General features: G+C 52.8%; 16 protein-coding genes. 10 read left to right on the top strand and 6 right to left on the bottom strand.

The window, feature by feature from the left end:
• Nucleotides 1-20: 20 nt before the first annotated feature.
• From tcyJ to OGV52_RS18805, 4 genes are all read right to left on the bottom strand, one after another.
• Nucleotides 21-821, bottom strand: a complete 801-nt coding sequence (gene tcyJ / locus OGV52_RS18820; protein ID WP_016156835.1) for a cystine ABC transporter substrate-binding protein — start codon at nucleotides 819-821, stop codon at nucleotides 21-23.
• Nucleotides 822-921: 100 nt separating this feature from the next.
• Nucleotides 922-1,473, bottom strand: coding sequence for a flagella biosynthesis regulatory protein FliZ (gene fliZ / locus OGV52_RS18815; protein WP_016153478.1), 552 nt, complete (start codon nucleotides 1,471-1,473; stop codon nucleotides 922-924).
• Nucleotides 1,474-1,530: 57 nt separating this feature from the next.
• On the bottom strand, nucleotides 1,531-2,250 hold the full coding sequence (gene fliA, locus OGV52_RS18810) for an RNA polymerase sigma factor FliA (RefSeq protein WP_016153479.1): 720 nt from the start codon (nucleotides 2,248-2,250) through the stop codon (nucleotides 1,531-1,533).
• A 162-nt stretch (nucleotides 2,251-2,412) separates the two neighbouring features.
• A complete protein-coding gene (locus OGV52_RS18805; RefSeq protein WP_287108945.1) occupies nucleotides 2,413-3,915 on the bottom strand; it encodes a FliC/FljB family flagellin in 1,503 nt (500 codons plus the stop codon).
• Nucleotides 3,916-4,170: 255 nt separating this feature from the next.
• Here OGV52_RS18805 and fliD point away from each other — a divergent pair, with 255 nt between their 5' ends.
• The 4 genes from fliD to amyA all read left to right on the top strand — a co-directional run bounded on the left by fliD (nucleotide 4,171) and on the right by amyA (nucleotide 7,924).
• Nucleotides 4,171-5,574, top strand: a complete 1,404-nt coding sequence (fliD, locus tag OGV52_RS18800) for a flagellar filament capping protein FliD (RefSeq protein WP_287108944.1) — start codon at nucleotides 4,171-4,173, stop codon at nucleotides 5,572-5,574.
• A gap of 15 nt (nucleotides 5,575-5,589) precedes the next feature.
• Nucleotides 5,590-5,997, top strand: coding sequence for a flagellar export chaperone FliS (gene fliS / locus OGV52_RS18795; protein WP_043016778.1), 408 nt, complete (start codon nucleotides 5,590-5,592; stop codon nucleotides 5,995-5,997).
• Nucleotides 5,997-6,368 (top strand): flagella biosynthesis regulatory protein FliT, encoded by a 372-nt coding sequence (gene fliT / locus OGV52_RS18790; RefSeq protein ID WP_003030458.1) that lies wholly within the window; start codon nucleotides 5,997-5,999, stop codon nucleotides 6,366-6,368. The genes fliS and fliT overlap by 1 nt, the downstream gene beginning before the upstream one ends.
• Nucleotides 6,369-6,436: 68 nt before the next feature.
• A complete protein-coding gene (amyA, locus tag OGV52_RS18785) occupies nucleotides 6,437-7,924 on the top strand; it encodes an alpha-amylase (protein WP_287108941.1) in 1,488 nt (495 codons plus the stop codon).
• A gap of 40 nt (nucleotides 7,925-7,964) precedes the next feature.
• Here the strand turns inward: amyA and yedD are convergent, their stop codons facing one another.
• Complete coding sequence (yedD, locus tag OGV52_RS18780) at nucleotides 7,965-8,378, bottom strand: lipoprotein YedD (RefSeq protein ID WP_016153484.1); 414 nt, start codon at nucleotides 8,376-8,378, stop codon at nucleotides 7,965-7,967.
• Between the two features lie 128 nt (nucleotides 8,379-8,506).
• On the opposite strand from yedD, the gene yedE reads away from it, so the two are divergent.
• Together yedE and yedF are read left to right on the top strand one after the other, a co-directional pair.
• On the top strand, nucleotides 8,507-9,769 hold the full coding sequence (yedE, locus tag OGV52_RS18775; protein WP_323579337.1) for a selenium metabolism membrane protein YedE/FdhT: 1,263 nt from the start codon (nucleotides 8,507-8,509) through the stop codon (nucleotides 9,767-9,769).
• Nucleotides 9,766-9,999, top strand: coding sequence for a sulfurtransferase-like selenium metabolism protein YedF (gene yedF, locus OGV52_RS18770; protein ID WP_000790504.1), 234 nt, complete (start codon nucleotides 9,766-9,768; stop codon nucleotides 9,997-9,999). Before yedE ends, yedF begins: the two co-directional genes overlap by 4 nt.
• A gap of 45 nt (nucleotides 10,000-10,044) precedes the next feature.
• Here yedF and fliE read toward each other — a convergent pair whose 3' ends face one another.
• Entirely contained in the window at nucleotides 10,045-10,359 is a 315-nt protein-coding gene (fliE, locus tag OGV52_RS18765) for a flagellar hook-basal body complex protein FliE (RefSeq protein ID WP_016153486.1), read from the bottom strand.
• A 216-nt stretch (nucleotides 10,360-10,575) separates the two neighbouring features.
• On the opposite strand from fliE, the gene fliF reads away from it, so the two are divergent.
• From fliF to fliI, 4 genes are read left to right on the top strand one after another with little or no spacing between them, the layout of a single operon-like run.
• Nucleotides 10,576-12,258, top strand: a complete 1,683-nt coding sequence (fliF, locus tag OGV52_RS18760) for a flagellar basal-body MS-ring/collar protein FliF (protein WP_016156841.1) — start codon at nucleotides 10,576-10,578, stop codon at nucleotides 12,256-12,258.
• The gene (fliG, locus tag OGV52_RS18755; protein WP_016153488.1) at nucleotides 12,251-13,246 is read left to right on the top strand and encodes a flagellar motor switch protein FliG; all 996 of its coding nucleotides are present in this window, start codon (nucleotides 12,251-12,253) and stop codon (nucleotides 13,244-13,246) included. The genes fliF and fliG overlap by 8 nt, the downstream gene beginning before the upstream one ends.
• Nucleotides 13,239-13,946, top strand: a complete 708-nt coding sequence (gene fliH / locus OGV52_RS18750; protein ID WP_016156842.1) for a flagellar assembly protein FliH — start codon at nucleotides 13,239-13,241, stop codon at nucleotides 13,944-13,946. The genes fliG and fliH overlap by 8 nt, the downstream gene beginning before the upstream one ends.
• On the top strand, nucleotides 13,946-15,316 hold the full coding sequence (fliI, locus tag OGV52_RS18745; protein ID WP_016153490.1) for a flagellar protein export ATPase FliI: 1,371 nt from the start codon (nucleotides 13,946-13,948) through the stop codon (nucleotides 15,314-15,316). The genes fliH and fliI overlap by 1 nt, the downstream gene beginning before the upstream one ends.
• Nucleotides 15,317-15,323: the final 7 nt, after the last annotated feature.

Genomic DNA, 15,323 nt, shown 5'->3' with positions numbered 1-15,323 from the left:
CTTTTTTCATCAGATGACGATTATTTCGTCACATCTGCTCCAAACCATTTTTCAGACAGGGCTTTCAGCGAACCGTCTTTCTGCATTTCAGCAATGGCTGCATCCACCGCTTTCAGCAGATCTTCATTGCCTTTACGCAGCGCCACGCCGGACTCCTGGCGGGAGAATGCTTCACCGGTAACGGCCAGCGTATCCTTGGTTTTTTTCACCAGATCCAGCGCGGCCAGACGGTCAACCAGGATGGCGTCGATACGACCTACACGCAGATCCTGATATTTGGTCGGGTCATCATCATAGGTACGAATATCCACGCCCTGCACGTTCTGGCGCAGCCACTCTTCATAGTTGGTTCCCAGACCCACGCCGACTTTTTTACCTTTCAGATCGGCAGCAGTCTTAATAACGCCTTCATTGCCTTTCTTCACCAGCGCCTGGATACCAGAGACCGTATACGGGGTAGAGAAATCGTATTTTTTCTTACGATCATCAGAGATAGTCACCTGGTTGATGACCACGTCAATGCGTTTGGAATCAAGAGAAGCCAGCATACCGTCCCATTTGGTCGGCTTCAGCGTGGCTTTCACTCCGAGATGCTTGGCCAGTTCCTCGGCAAACTCCACTTCGAAACCGGTCAGCTTGCCGTCATCGCCCTGAAAACTAAACGGGGGATAGGTCCCTTCCAGGCCCACCAGCAGCGTGCCGCGCTCTTTAACTTTATTTAACAGACCTTCATCTGCATAAGTCTTCACGCTCATTCCGGCGACAAGTGCAACAGCCATTACACCCATCAGAGCCTGACGTCCCAGAAGTGCTAATTTCATAGTTACCCCGAATATTGTCATTAGTGACTATCATTTATGACTACAGTGTAAAGCGTTTGCCGTGATCCACAAACACGACTCTGTTACACCTTATTCGTTTTTAATATATATCAGAACTGGCTGTCCAGGAGGATTTCTGCATATGTCCCATATGCGTATGGGCTTTAAACTGCTCATACTTACGCAAGGCGATGCGGTAATTGTTGGTGCTGGTTTCCGGTAGCCACGGGGCAAGGTTTTCGTCGAGAAACCCTTCCTGCAGCAGATCGTGAGAGATATTTTGTTCGGTCAGATGATTCCCGAGGCGACGCAGGCGCACAACGTATTCGCGTACCGTGCCGTGACTCATTTCGGTCTGCTCGAATAAAAATTGCTTGAAGCCGATAATGTCAAAAAAGTCGCTCTGCTCTTTGCAGTGCAAATCACCACAAAAACGACACAGCGCCACCCACTCTTTTTTCTCCTGTTCCCACTCTGCTTCATTCAGCAACGTGTCCAGTCGGGCGATGGCGATTTTATTCACAATTTGCCCGCGGCGAACCAGCGTGATCCTGTCGAGCAACTTAAAGCAATGGGCGCAATGCGTCTGGCTGTGTTTGAAATCTTTGAGGTAGCGGCTTAGAGGCCGTCTTTTTGATTGCTGCACCGTCATGAGAACTCCTGGTAGTCAATTCGTAATGCGGCATTGTTCAGGGGTAATAATGTACCCCTATAGCTTACCCAGCTTGGTGCGTAGACGTTTGATGGCCTGACTGTGCAACTGGCTAACCCGTGACTCCCCCACTTCCAGTACCGCGCCAATCTCTTTCAGATTCAGCTCTTCCTGGTAGTACAGCGTTAACACCAGCTTTTCGCGTTCCGGCAACGCTTCGATCGCGTCCATCACGCGCTGGCGGAGGTTACCCTCAAGTAGCTGCTGTAACGGGTTTTCCTGCTGATGTTCTTCCGTCACCAGCTCAATACTATCGCCATGCTCTTCCCGCCACTCGTCGTAGGAGAAGAGTTGGCTATTATTGGTATCAAGCAACATCTGACGATACTCTTGCACAGGAATAGCCAGACGCTCCGCCACTTCGGTTTCCGTCGCGTTACGCCCTAATTCCTGCTCCAGTTGCCCCATCGCCTGTGCCACTTCGCGAGCATTGCGCCGAACGCTACGCGGCACCCAATCCCGGCTACGTAGTTCGTCCAGCATCGCTCCACGAATACGCTGCACTGCGTAAGTGGTAAATGCCGTTCCTTGCAAAGCGTCATATCGGTCGACTGCATTCAATAACCCGATGCCGCCCGCTTGTAGCAGGTCATCCAGTTCTACGCTCGCCGGCAAACGCACCTGAAGGCGCAATGCTTCGTGACGCACCAACGGTACATAACGCTGCCACAGCGAGTGTTTATCCATTACACCTTCAGCGGTATACAGTGAATTCACGATAAACAGCCCTGCGTTAAATGAGTTATCGGCATGATTATCCGTTTCTGCAGGGGTTTTAATCGGGTGAATAGTGGGTGAAATGAGGGGTTATTTGGGGGTTACGGGTAAAGCTGAATGTAAAAAACCCCGCCGGAGCGGGGTTTGCGCGATAAGTGTAAATTAACGCAGCAGAGACAGGACGTTCTGCGTGGTCTGGTTAGCCTGTGCCAGAACAGAAGTACCCGCCTGTTGCAGAATGTTTGCACGAGACATGTTGGACACTTCGGTCGCGTAGTCAGCATCTTCGATACGGCTACGTGCTTCAGACAGGTTGTTTACGGTGTTACCCAGGTTGGTGATGGTAGAGTTGAAACGGTTCTGTACCGCACCCAGGTCGGAACGCAGGTCAGCAACTTTCGCCAGCGCCGCGTCGATTTTAGCCAGCGGGCTGTCAGTAGTTGCAGTCGCAATTTCATTCACTTTAGGTTCAGTTTTGAAATTGTGATTTTTTACTTTATCAGCAAGATAATCCTTGCCGCCAACAGTTGCTATTTCTGTTTTGCCGTTGACACCGCCAAGTTGAACTGCAGCAGTTGCTGCCTTACCATCTTTATCTGTATACGCTACTTCTTTGATAGAGACTTCTTTGGTGGATTCATCGACTGAGGCAGCATAATATTTACCGCTTGCAGTTTTCAGCGCGTAACCGCCATCAATTGCTTTATCATTTTTATCAGTATAGGAAACCTTAACCAAGGTAGCTGATGTTGCTTCCGCATTGGAAACTCCACCTTTTTCCAGAGCAGCTTTTGCCGCAGTAAGATCAGGCGTTGCTTTTTGTTGCACCTTACTAACAGCCTGGGCCCCTGCAGGAACTGTATCCGCGGTCTTGTCTTTCAGTGTTACTACGCCAGTTCCCGCAACAACATCAACTTCATATGTACCATTTACAGTATTATCTTTAACTGATGCCACATCTGCATAGTATTTATTGCTAGCTGCATCAAATTTAAAATTGGTAGCAGTTGCATCATCTACGGCCGCACCAAACTTCCCCGCTGCCGCTGCATCAGCAGCAAAACCAGTAGTAACAAACGCCTGGGCAGTATCTTTATAGCCAAAATCTGCAGCAACGTCAGAAACATCATATTTTTTCTGTACGTTCAGTGAATCCAGCCCCAGGGTTTTGGAGTTGATTTCTTGCAGGTTGATATCGATGGTTTCGCCATCGTTGGCACCGACCTGGATGGTCAGGGTGTTGTCTTTCGCCAGCACTTTCACGCCGTTGAACTGGGTCTGACCAGATACGCGGTCGATTTCGTTCAGACGCTGAGTGATTTCAGCCTGGATAGAGTCGAGGTCAGACTGGGAGTTGGTACCAGTAGAAGACTGAACCGCCAGCTCACGAACACGCTGCAGGTTGTTGTTGATTTCAGACAGAGAACCTTCAGTGGTCTGCGCGATGGAGATACCATCGTTGGCGTTACGGGACGCCTGAGTCAGACCTTTGATGTTAGAGGTGAAGCGGTTAGCAATCGCCTGACCAGCAGCATCATCTTTCGCGCTGTTGATACGCAGACCAGAGGACAGACGCTCGATAGCGGAGCTCAGGGAAGACTGAGATTTGTTCAGGTTGTTCTGGGTCAACAGCGACAGGCTGTTTGTATTGATGACTTGTGCCATGATCTTTTCCTTATCAATTACAACTTGATGTTATTGGGCTGTTGCCCACGGTTTCTCACCGTAACCCATGTATCGGCACCTTAATTTCGAACTTTAGAAAATTTTTACTTTCCGTCGTTTTTTTTCTTAGCCGCTGAAATACCCTCTATATGCACCACTATTCCGCGCATTATTTTTGCAAAACTATTATTAAACTTTGCGCGCAGATTGCCGATAAAGCGGTTAACTACTGTTTGCAATCACAAGGAATTAGGCATGCCTTCATTTACATCACTGGGCGTTGGTTCGAACTTACCGCTGGATACATTGCTGACAAACTTAACCACTGCTGAGAAAAAGCGTTTAACGCCGATTACCCAGCAGCAGAGCGCCAACACCTCGCGTCTGACCGCGTATGGCACGCTAAAAAGTGCATTAGAAAAATTTCAGACTGCGAATACCGCACTGAACAATGCCGATCTGTTTAAAAGCACCACTGCCACCAGCAGCACAGAAGATTTAAAAGTCAGCACCACCGCGGGCGCTGCTCCAGGGAAATACACCGTCAGCGTCACTCAACTGGCGCAGGCACAGTCATTATCGACTACGGCGAAAATTACCTCGACTAAAGAGCAGTTGGGCGATACCAGCGTCGATGAACGTACGATTACGATTTCGCAACCGGGCCGTAAAGAGCCACTGGAAATCAAATTAGGCAAAGGCGAAACCTCACTGGAAGATATTCGCGATGCCATAAATGATGCCGACAGCGGTATTTCCGCAAGTCTGGTGAAGGTTAAAGAAGACGACTATCAGTTGGTGTTAACCGCAGAAAGCGGCACTGAAAGTGAAATGACCATCTCGGTGTCCAACGACGCAAAACTGAGCGATTTACTGTCCTATGACAGCAAAGCCGGCAGCGGGAAAATGAAACAGCTGGTCGGGGCGCAAAATGCCCAATTGACGGTCAACGGCATTGATATTGAACGTCAAAGCAATACCGTAACTGACGCTCCGCAGGGCATCACGCTCGAACTGACCAAAGAAGTAAAAGATGCCTCTATCACGGTAACAAAAAGTGATGAAAAGGCCACAACGGCGATCAAGGCCTGGGTAGAAGCCTATAACTCACTGGTGGATACCTTTGGCACGCTGACGAAATATAAAGAAGTTGAACCGGGTGAAGCGGCCAGCGCCGATAACGGCGCGTTACTGGGCGACAGTGTTCTCCGTACCATTCAAAACGGCATTCGTGCGCCATTTGCTAACAGCGGCAGCGAGTCACCGTTTAAAACCATGTCTGAGATTGGCATTACTCAGGATGGCGGCACTGGCAAGTTAAAAATTGATGAAGAAAAACTGGCTAAGGCACTGAAAGATAATACCGCTGCCACTCGCGAACTGCTGGTTGGCGATGGCAAAGAGACCGGTATTACCACTAAGATTGCCACCGAAGTAAAAAGCTATCTGGCCGATGACGGCATTATCGATAATGCGCAAGACAATATTAACGCCAACCTAAAGCTGCTGACTAAACAGTATCTGACCGTCAGCAACAGTATTGATGAAGTCGTTGCTCGTTATAAAGCCCAGTTTACCCAACTGGATTCCATGATGAGTAAGCTGAACAGCACCAGTACGTATTTGGGTCAACAATTTTCAGCGATGAATAATTCCTGATAACACGAGGTAAGCATGTATACCGCGAGCGGTACCAAAGCCTATGCACAGGTCAGCGTGGAAAGCGCCGTAATGAGCGCCAATCCACATCAACTGATTGAAATGTTGTTTGATGGTGCGAACAGCGCCCTGGTGCGCGCTCGCCTGTTTATGCAGCAGGGTGATATCGTCGCCAAAGGTGAAGCGTTAAGTAAAGCCATCAATATTATTGATAATGGCCTGAAAGCCGGCCTGGACCACGAAAAAGGGGGAGAACTCGCCACCCATCTCTCTTCATTGTATGACTATATGGTTCGCCGCTTACTGCACGCTAATCTGAATAATGATTGTCAAGCCATTGAAGAAGTCGAAGGGTTACTCGGCAACATTGCGGATGCCTGGAAACAGATCTCACCGAACGCGTCGTCCCAGGAGTCTCGTTAATGACCTCAGCCGTGGAGTTTATCAACCGTTGGCAGCGCATCGCGCTACTCAGTCACTCGCTGCTGGAACTGGCGCAGCGCGGTGAATGGGACCTTTTACTGGAACAGGAAGTTACCTATCTGCAAAGTATTGAAGTGGTCATGGAAGAGCAAACTCCACCAGGCATTACGCGAAGTATTCAGGATTTAGTAGCCGGGTACATTAAACAGACGCTGGATAACGAACAACTGCTCAAAACATTGTTGCAGCAACGTCTGGATGAACTCAGCAATCTCATCGGTCAGTCGACGCGCCAAAAGACGCTAAATAACGCTTATGGCCGTCTTTCCGGCATGCTGTTAGTTCCCGACGCCCCCACTGCCCCACAATAATTTCCCGTCTCGTCTGAATAATCTTCCATACTCCAGAGGTCGGCCAAACGACTTCTGGAGCACGGAAGATGAAAAATCCCACGTTATTGCAGTACTTCCACTGGTATTACCCTGATGGCGGCCAACTCTGGCCCGAACTTGCCGAACGCGCAGGCGGACTCAATGATATCGGCATCAATATGGTATGGCTGCCCCCCGCCTATAAAGGCGCGTCCGGCGGCTATTCCGTTGGCTACGACTCCTACGATCTGTTTGATTTGGGCGAATTCGACCAAAAGGGAACCGTCGCCACCAAATACGGCGATAAAAACCAGCTGCTGGCGGCGATAGACGCGCTAAAACACAATGATATTGCCGTACTGCTCGACGTGGTGGTTAACCACAAAATGGGCGCAGATGAGAAAGAGAATATTCGTGTCCAGCGGGTTAACGCCGAGGATCGCACGCAAATAGACGATGAGATTGTCGAATGCGAAGGCTGGACGCGCTACACCTTCCCTGCCCGCGCAGGCCAGTACTCGCAATTCATTTGGGATTTTAAATGCTTCAGCGGTATTGACCATATCGAAAATCCAACCGAAGACGGCATTTTTAAAATCGTGAACGACTACACCGGCGAAGGCTGGAACGATCAGGTTGATGATGAGTTGGGTAATTTTGATTATCTGATGGGCGAAAACATCGATTTTCGCAATCACGCGGTCACCGAAGAGATCAAATACTGGGCGCGTTGGGTGATGGAGCAAACCCAGTGTGACGGCTTTCGTTTAGATGCCGTGAAACATATTCCGGCATGGTTTTATAAAGAGTGGATTGAGCACGTGCAGGAAGTCGCCCCCAAGCCACTGTTTATCGTCGCGGAATACTGGTCGCATGAAGTCGACAAGCTGCAAACCTACATTAATCAGGTGGAGGGGAAAACTATGCTATTCGACGCCCCTTTGCAGATGAAATTCCACGAAGCCTCTCGTCAGGGTCGCGATTACGACATGAGTCAGATTTTCACCGACACTCTGGTGGAAGCCGACCCGTTTCATGCCGTCACGCTGGTGGCCAACCACGACACTCAGCCCTTGCAGGCGCTGGAAGCCCCTGTCGAGCCATGGTTTAAGCCGCTGGCCTATGCGCTGATCCTGCTGCGCGAAAACGGCGTGCCGTCAGTGTTTTATCCTGACCTCTACGGGGCACATTACGAAGATACTGGCGGCGATGGCGAAACCTATCCTATCGACATGCCGATCATTGAACAGCTTGATGAACTGATCCTCGCGCGCCAGCGCTTCGCGCACGGCGTACAGACGCTCTTTTTCGATCACCCTAACTGTATCGCTTTTAGCCGCAGCGGAACGGACGACGATCCCGGCTGTGTGGTTGTTTTGTCTAACGGCGATGACGGGGAAAAGACCATCAATCTCGGCGCCAATTACGGGAATAAAACCTGGCGCGACTATCTGGGAAATCGCGAAGAAAGCGTGGTCACCGATGAGAACGGTGAAGCGACGTTTTATTGTAACGGCGGTAGCGTCAGCGTGTGGGTGATTGAAGACGTGTTATAAAATTCAACCCCGGTGGCCGTTGGCTACCGGGGCGTATAGCTTATGGCAGTGGCGTGGCCAGCGGCGTTTTCTTTAACGCGTCAGCACATTCCTGCGTCGGGCGGTCGACCCGCTGCAGCGTCATACCGTCATATTCCAGCGTATTGCCTTCACGCTCAATCTCATACAGCTCGCGTTTCACCGTCACGTTGGTGAGATCGCCAGAGATCATCGTCAGTTTCCCCGGCAGCGCGATCACTCGCTGCCACTGGCGACAATCCAGCGTGTCGCCCTCTTTTGTTACCACCAGGCTGGCAATCGCTTCCGGGCTCACCAGACTGCGTTGCGGACCTTTTGACTGCCAGTATCCTTCCAGACCGGCTGGCGCTGGCGTTTTCACCACGTCGTTATAATTTTCTACTTCGGCGCATCCGGTAAGCGCCAGAAATACAGCAACGATTGCTAATTTTTTCATCATTCATCCTGCATGCGAAGAAAATGGGATTGTGGCATTAAAGGCCTGATGTCGCCAGCCTTTCGGCAGGGTTGAGAAAGATTGATCCAGACGGTGTTACCTCTTATTACTCATAGTCAAAAATTCTGATCGGTGTAGTATCCACACTTCTTGTTACATACCTTCTGAGTTCAGAGGCACAACGCATGTCATGGCAACACTTCAAACAGGCCTGGTTAATTAAATTTTGGGCCCCCGCCCCTGCGGTCATCGCAGCGGGTATTCTCTCTACCTACTATTTCGGCATTACGGGAACCTTCTGGGCCGTTACCGGCGAATTCACTCGCTGGGGTGGTCAAATCCTGCAACTGTTTGGCGTTCACGCCGAAGAATGGGGATACTACAAGCTGATCCATCTCGAAGGCTCACCCCTGACCCGCATTGACGGCATGATGATCCTCGGTATGTTCGGGGGCTGTTTTGCTGCCGCATTGTGGGCAAACAACGTCAAATTACGCATGCCGCGCAGTCGGGTGCGCATTATGCAGGCGATTGTCGGCGGGATGATTGCCGGATTCGGCGCCCGGCTGGCAATGGGCTGTAACCTGGCCGCATTCTTCACCGGTATTCCACAGTTCTCGCTACACGCCTGGTTTTTCGCCCTGGCAACTGCTATTGGCTCATGGTTTGGCGCACGCTTTACCCTGCTGCCGATGTTTCGTATTCCGGTTAAAATGCAGAAAGTCTCCGCCGCTTCTCCGTTAACGCAAAAGCCAGATCAGGCCCGTCGCCGTTTCCGCCTCGGCATGCTGGTGTTTATCGCCATGATCGGCTGGGCGCTACTCACTGCGATGGATAAGCCCAAACTTGGTTTGGCCATGCTGTTCGGCGTTGGGTTCGGGCTGCTGATTGAACGGGCGCAAATCTGCTTCACCTCCGCCTTCCGCGATCTGTGGATTTCCGGTCGCACCCATATGGCGAAAGCGATCATCTTCGGGATGGCGGTCAGCGCCATCGGTATCTTTAGCTACGTACAACTGGGCGTCGAGCCTAAAATCATGTGGGCAGGTCCGAATGCGGTGATCGGCGGCTTGCTGTTCGGCTTCGGCATTGTTCTGGCGGGCGGGTGTGAAACGGGCTGGATGTACCGCGCCGTTGAAGGCCAGGTGCATTACTGGTGGGTGGGTCTGGGCAACGTTATTGGCTCGACAATTCTGGCCTACTACTGGGATGATTTTGCTCCCGCGCTTGCCACCAGTTGGGACAAAGTGAATCTGCTCAACACCTTCGGCCCGCTCGGTGGCCTGCTGGTAACCTATCTGCTGTTATTTACCGCGCTGATGCTCATCATCGGCTGGGAAAAACGCTTCTTCCGTCGCGCTGGGCTGACGCCTGCCAAGGAGTCTGTATGAAAAATATCGTGCCTGATTATCGCCTCGATATGGTCGGCGAGCCGTGTCCGTACCCGGCTGTCGCCACACTGGAAGCGATGCCGCAATTGAAGAAAGGTGAGATTCTGGAAGTGGTGAGCGATTGCCCGCAGTCAATCAACAATATTCCACTGGATGCGCGTAATCACGGCTATACGGTGCTGGATATTCAGCAGGATGGTCCAACGATTCGTTATTTAATTCAGAAGTAATGCGATTCTCCCGTTGCCCGACGCAGCGGGAGAATGTTCGGCTTGCTACACCTGCATCGACATCACTTCCTGATACGCCGACACCAGTTTGTTGCGCACCTGGATCCCCATCTGCATCGATACCGACGCTTTTTGCATATCGGTCATCACATCGTTCAGCGCAATACCCGGTTCACCGAGGGTAAATTTCTCAGCCTGCACACGGGACGCGGTTTGTACATCGCTGATCCTGTCTAACGCCGCATGCAGTTGACCGGCAAAGCTCACGGTCGGTTGTGGCTGCATATCCTGCATTTTTGCTGACATCGCCGTGGTCTGTAGCTGGCTGATGACCCCTTCAATCCCCTGTATTGCCGACATTCTGATCCCCTGGATAATTTTTTACGTAGTTGAGATTACCAGTTAGTCAATAAGATAAAGGCGTTAAATAACGATAAAAAACCACGGTTTTTAACGCATAGAAAAATTCGATACCGCAAATAATGAGACCGTCAATTTTTCGAGTTTGCTGACCCGGGAGTGAGTCTTGTTCCACTTTGCAAAAAACGCCGTCCACGATAAGCCACGAGGTGCGAGATGAGTGCGACAGCATCGACTGCAACCCAGCTTAAACCTCTCGAGTGGTTAAACCGCCTGCGCGCGAATCCCAGAATTCCTCTGATTGTGGCGGGAGCCGCTGCCGTCGCGATCATCGTGGCGATGGTCCTGTGGGCCAAAGCACCTGACTACCGCACGCTGTTCAGCAATCTTTCCGATCAGGATGGTGGCGCGATCGTCACCCAACTGACGCAGATGAACGTTCCCTACCGTTTTACTGAGGGAAGCGGCGCCATTGAAGTTCCTGCCGATAAAGTCCACGAACTGCGTTTACGTCTGGCGCAGCAAGGTCTGCCCAAAGGCGGCGCGGTGGGTTTTGAACTGCTGGATCAGGAAAAATTTGGTATCAGCCAGTTTAGCGAGCAGGTCAACTACCAGCGCGCGCTGGAAGGTGAATTAGCCCGTACGATTGAAACGTTGGGACCGGTAAAACGCGCCCGCGTGCATCTGGCTATGCCGAAACCATCGCTGTTTGTGCGTGAGCAAAAAGCGCCTTCAGCCTCCGTCACCGTCAACCTGGAGCCGGGTCGCGCGCTGGATGAAGGTCAGATCAGTGCGGTCACGCATCTGGTTTCCAGCGCTGTTGCAGGCTTGCCGCCGGGCAACGTTACGCTGGTCGACCAGGCGGGTCATCTTTTAACCCAGTCAAATACCAGTAGCCGCGATCTTAACGATGCGCAGCTGAAATACGCCAGCGACGTCGAAGGCCGCGTTCAGCGTCGTATCGAATCTATTCTGTCGCCGATTGTCGGCAACGGTAACGTACATGCGCAGGTCACCGCGCAGCTGGATTTTGCCAACAAAGAGCAAACCGAAGAACAGTACCGTCCAAACGGTGATGAGTCCCAGGCCGTGCTGCGTTCTCGTCAGTTGAATGTCAGTGAGCAGGTCGGTAGCGGAGCGCCAGGCGGCGTCCCGGGCGCGTTGTCAAATCAGCCCGCTCCGGCAAATACTGCGCCAATCGCCAATCCACCCGCTAATCAGCAAAACGCGCAAAATACGCAAAACGCACAGACGGCGAACAACAGTAATAATGCCGGCCCGCGCAATACTCAGCGCAATGAAACCAGCAACTATGAAGTTGACCGTACCATTCGCCATACCAAAATGAACGTTGGCGATGTGCAGCGTCTCTCGGTGGCTGTTGTGGTCAACTACAAAACGTTACCAGACGGCAAACCGTTGCCGTTAACCGCCGAGCAGATGAAACAGATTGAGGATCTAACCCGCGAAGCGATGGGATTCTCCGACAAGCGTGGCGATACCCTGAACGTGGTGAACTCTCCCTTCACGGCGACCGACGATTCCATTGGCGAGCTACCGTTCTGGAAACAGCCGTTCTTTATTGATCAGTTAATGTCCGCAGGTCGTTGGTTGCTGGTTCTGTTGGTGGCGTGGATCCTGTGGCGGAAAGCCGTTCGTCCGCAGTTGGTCCGTCGCAGTGAAGAAGCGAAAGCCGTACAAGAACAAACGCGTGTCCGTCAGGAAACCGAAGAAGCGGTAGAAGTTCGCCTCAGCAAAGACGAACAAACCCAGCAGCGTCGTACTAATCAGCGTCTGGGAGCAGAAGTCATGAGTCAGCGTATTCGTGAAATGTCAGATAACGATCCGCGCGTCGTGGCGCTGGTCATTCGCCAGTGGATGAGCAACGATCATGAGTAATCTTACCGGTACCGATAAAAGCGTCATCCTGCTGATGACCATTGGCGAAGATCGCGCGGCGGAGGTGTTTAAGCACCTTTCCACGCGCGAAGTTCAGGCGCTCAGTACGGCGATGGCCAACGTTCGCCAGATTTCCAACAAGCAGTTGACGGAAGTGCTGGCCGAATTTGAACAAGAAGCCGAACAGTTTGCCGCGCTGAATATCAACGCCAACGAATATCTGCGCTCCGTACTGGTGAAAGCGCTGGGCGAGGAACGTGCCTCCAGTCTGCTGGAAGATATTCTGGAAACCCGCGATACCACCAGCGGCATTGAAACGCTTAACTTTATGGAGCCGCAAAGCGCCGCCGACCTTATCCGCGACGAGCATCCGCAGATTATCGCCACCATCCTGGTGCACCTCAAGCGGGGCCAGGCCGCCGATATACTGGCGCTTTTCGACGAGCGTTTACGTCACGACGTGATGCTGCGTATCGCCACCTTTGGCGGCGTACAGCCTGCCGCGCTGGCAGAACTGACCGAGGTTCTCAACGGCCTGCTCGATGGCCAGAACCTCAAGCGCAGCAAAATGGGCGGCGTGAGAACGGCGGCAGAAATTATCAACCTGATGAAAACCCAGCAGGAAGAAGCGGTTATTACCGCCGTACGCGAATTCGACGGCGAGCTGGCGCAGAAAATTATCGACGAGATGTTCCTGTTCGAGAACCTGGTGGATGTCGACGATCGCAGTATCCAGCGCCTGCTGCAGGAAGTGGATTCCGAATCGTTGCTGATTGCCCTGAAAGGTGCCGAACAGCCGCTGCGCGAGAAGTTCCTGCGCAACATGTCGCAACGTGCTGCCGATATTCTGCGCGACGACCTCGCCAACCGCGGCCCGGTGCGTTTGTCGCAGGTGGAAAACGAACAGAAAGCCATTCTGCTTATTGTGCGTCGTCTGGCGGAAACCGGCGAGATGGTGATAGGCAGCGGCGAGGATACCTATGTCTAACGAACTGCCGTGGAAAGTCTGGACCCCGGACGACCTCGCCCCACCGATGGCGGAGTTCGTACTGGCTGACCACAGCGAAAACCCGCTGTCAGAAGAAACAGAAGAACCAGAGCTTTCCGCAGAGCAACAGCTTGAACAGCAGCTCGCACAGTTGCAACTGCAGGCCCATGAGCAAGGTTATAACGCGGGTCTGGCGGAAGGTCGACAAAAAGGCCACGAACAAGGTTATCAGGAAGGCCTGAGTCAGGGGCTGGAGCAAGGCCAGAACCAGGCGCGCGCTCAGCATGCACCGATCCACGCCCGCATGCAGCAGCTGGTGAGCGAGTTTCAGAATACGCTGGACGCGCTGGACAGCGTCATTGCCTCGCGTCTGATGCAAATGGCGCTGGAAGCTGCGCGTCAGGTTATTGGCCAGACGCCTATTGTGGATAACGCTGCGCTGATTAAACAAATCCAACAGCTGTTACAGCAAGAACCGCTGTTTAGCGGTAAACCGCAGCTACGCGTACATCCGGACGATCTCCAGCGTGTAGAGGAGATGCTCGGTGCGACCCTCAGCCTGCACGGCTGGCGGCTGCGCGGCGATCCGACGCTGCATCACGGCGGCTGTAAAGTCTCTGCCGATGAAGGCGATCTGGATGCCAGCGTCGCCACGCGCTGGCAAGAACTCTGCCGTCTGGCAGCGCCGGGAGTCGTGTAATGACCACTCGCCTGACTCGCTGGCTCAATACGCTGGACAGCTTCGAAGAGAAAATGTCGCTGCTGCCTGCGGTGCGCCGTTACGGTCGCCTGACCCGCGCCACCGGGCTGGTGCTGGAGGCCACGGGATTACAGTTGCCGCTGGGCGCCACCTGCGTTATTGAACGCCAGGACGGCAACGAAACCCAGGAGGTCGAAAGTGAAGTCGTGGGGTTTAACGGTCAGCGTCTGTTTCTGATGCCCCTCGAAGAGGTTGAAGGCGTTCTGCCCGGCGCACGCGTGTACGCAAAAAACATTGCCGGAGAAGGCCTGCAAAGCGGGAAGCAATTACCGCTTGGCCCTGCATTGCTGGGTCGTGTGCTTGACGGTAGCGGCAAACCGCTCGACGGTCTGCCCGCCCCGGATACCACCGAAACCGGGGCGCTGATTACGCCGCCGTTTAACCCGCTACAACGCACCGCGATTGAACACGTCCTCGATACAGGCGTACGCCCCATCAACGCGTTGTTAACCGTCGGTCGCGGTCAGCGTATGGGACTTTTCGCGGGCTCCGGTGTCGGTAAAAGCGTTCTGCTCGGCATGATGGCGCGCTATACCCAGGCCGATGTTATCGTCGTAGGTCTGATTGGCGAACGTGGTCGCGAAGTTAAAGATTTTATTGAAAATATTCTCGGTACCGACGGTCGTGCACGCTCGGTGGTGATTGCCGCTCCCGCAGATGTCTCGCCGCTGTTACGTATGCAAGGCGCGGCCTATGCCACGCGTATCGCCGAAGATTTTCGCGATCGTGGACAGCACGTATTGCTGATTATGGATTCCCTCACCCGCTATGCGATGGCGCAACGTGAGATCGCCCTGGCGATCGGAGAGCCGCCGGCAACGAAAGGTTATCCCCCCTCAGTATTCGCCAAATTACCGGCACTGGTCGAACGTGCCGGGAACGGTATTCACGGCGGCGGTTCCGTTACCGCGTTTTACACGGTACTGACCGAAGGTGACGACCAGCAGGACCCCATTGCGGATTCCGCGCGCGCGATTCTGGACGGCCACATTGTGCTGTCCCGTCATCTGGCCGAAGCGGGTCACTATCCGGCCATCGATATTGAAGCCTCGATCAGCCGCGCCATGACCGCGCTTATTAGTGAACAACACTATGCGCGGGTACGAAACTTTAAACAGCTGCTATCCAGCTTCCAGCGCAACCGCGATCTGGTCAGCGTGGGGGCGTATGCCAAAGGCAGCGATCCCATGCTGGATAAAGCCATCGCCCTATGGCCACAACTGGAAGCATTCTTACAGCAAGGCATTTTTGAACGAGCGGACTGGGAAGATTCTCTGCACGCGTTAGAACTGATTTTCCCTGGTGTGTGAGTAAGCA

Origin of the sequence: Citrobacter sp. Cb041, from assembly GCF_030336655.1 — a bacterium.
Lineage (GTDB): Bacteria > Pseudomonadota > Gammaproteobacteria > Enterobacterales > Enterobacteriaceae > Citrobacter > Citrobacter braakii.
This window is presented reverse-complemented; position numbering and strand designations above follow the sequence as displayed.

Bases quoted from the DNA above. Each gene is read 5' to 3' on its own strand.
- tcyJ (WP_016156835.1), bottom strand. From the start codon at position 821: ATGAAATTAGCACTTCTGGGACGTCAGGCTCTGATGGGTGTAATGGCT.
- fliZ (WP_016153478.1), bottom strand. From the start codon at position 1,473: ATGACGGTGCAGCAATCAAAAAGACGGCCTCTAAGCCGCTACCTCAAA.
- OGV52_RS18805 (WP_287108945.1), bottom strand. From the start codon at position 3,915: ATGGCACAAGTCATCAATACAAACAGCCTGTCGCTGTTGACCCAGAAC.
- fliD (WP_287108944.1), top strand. From the start codon at position 4,171: ATGCCTTCATTTACATCACTGGGCGTTGGTTCGAACTTACCGCTGGAT.
- fliS (WP_043016778.1), top strand. From the start codon at position 5,590: ATGTATACCGCGAGCGGTACCAAAGCCTATGCACAGGTCAGCGTGGAA.
- fliT (WP_003030458.1), top strand. From the start codon at position 5,997: ATGACCTCAGCCGTGGAGTTTATCAACCGTTGGCAGCGCATCGCGCTA.
- amyA (WP_287108941.1), top strand. From the start codon at position 6,437: ATGAAAAATCCCACGTTATTGCAGTACTTCCACTGGTATTACCCTGAT.
- yedD (WP_016153484.1), bottom strand. From the start codon at position 8,378: ATGAAAAAATTAGCAATCGTTGCTGTATTTCTGGCGCTTACCGGATGC.
- yedF (WP_000790504.1), top strand. From the start codon at position 9,766: ATGAAAAATATCGTGCCTGATTATCGCCTCGATATGGTCGGCGAGCCG.
- fliE (WP_016153486.1), bottom strand. From the start codon at position 10,359: ATGTCGGCAATACAGGGGATTGAAGGGGTCATCAGCCAGCTACAGACC.
- fliF (WP_016156841.1), top strand. From the start codon at position 10,576: ATGAGTGCGACAGCATCGACTGCAACCCAGCTTAAACCTCTCGAGTGG.
- fliG (WP_016153488.1), top strand. From the start codon at position 12,251: ATGAGTAATCTTACCGGTACCGATAAAAGCGTCATCCTGCTGATGACC.
- fliH (WP_016156842.1), top strand. From the start codon at position 13,239: ATGTCTAACGAACTGCCGTGGAAAGTCTGGACCCCGGACGACCTCGCC.
- fliI (WP_016153490.1), top strand. From the start codon at position 13,946: ATGACCACTCGCCTGACTCGCTGGCTCAATACGCTGGACAGCTTCGAA.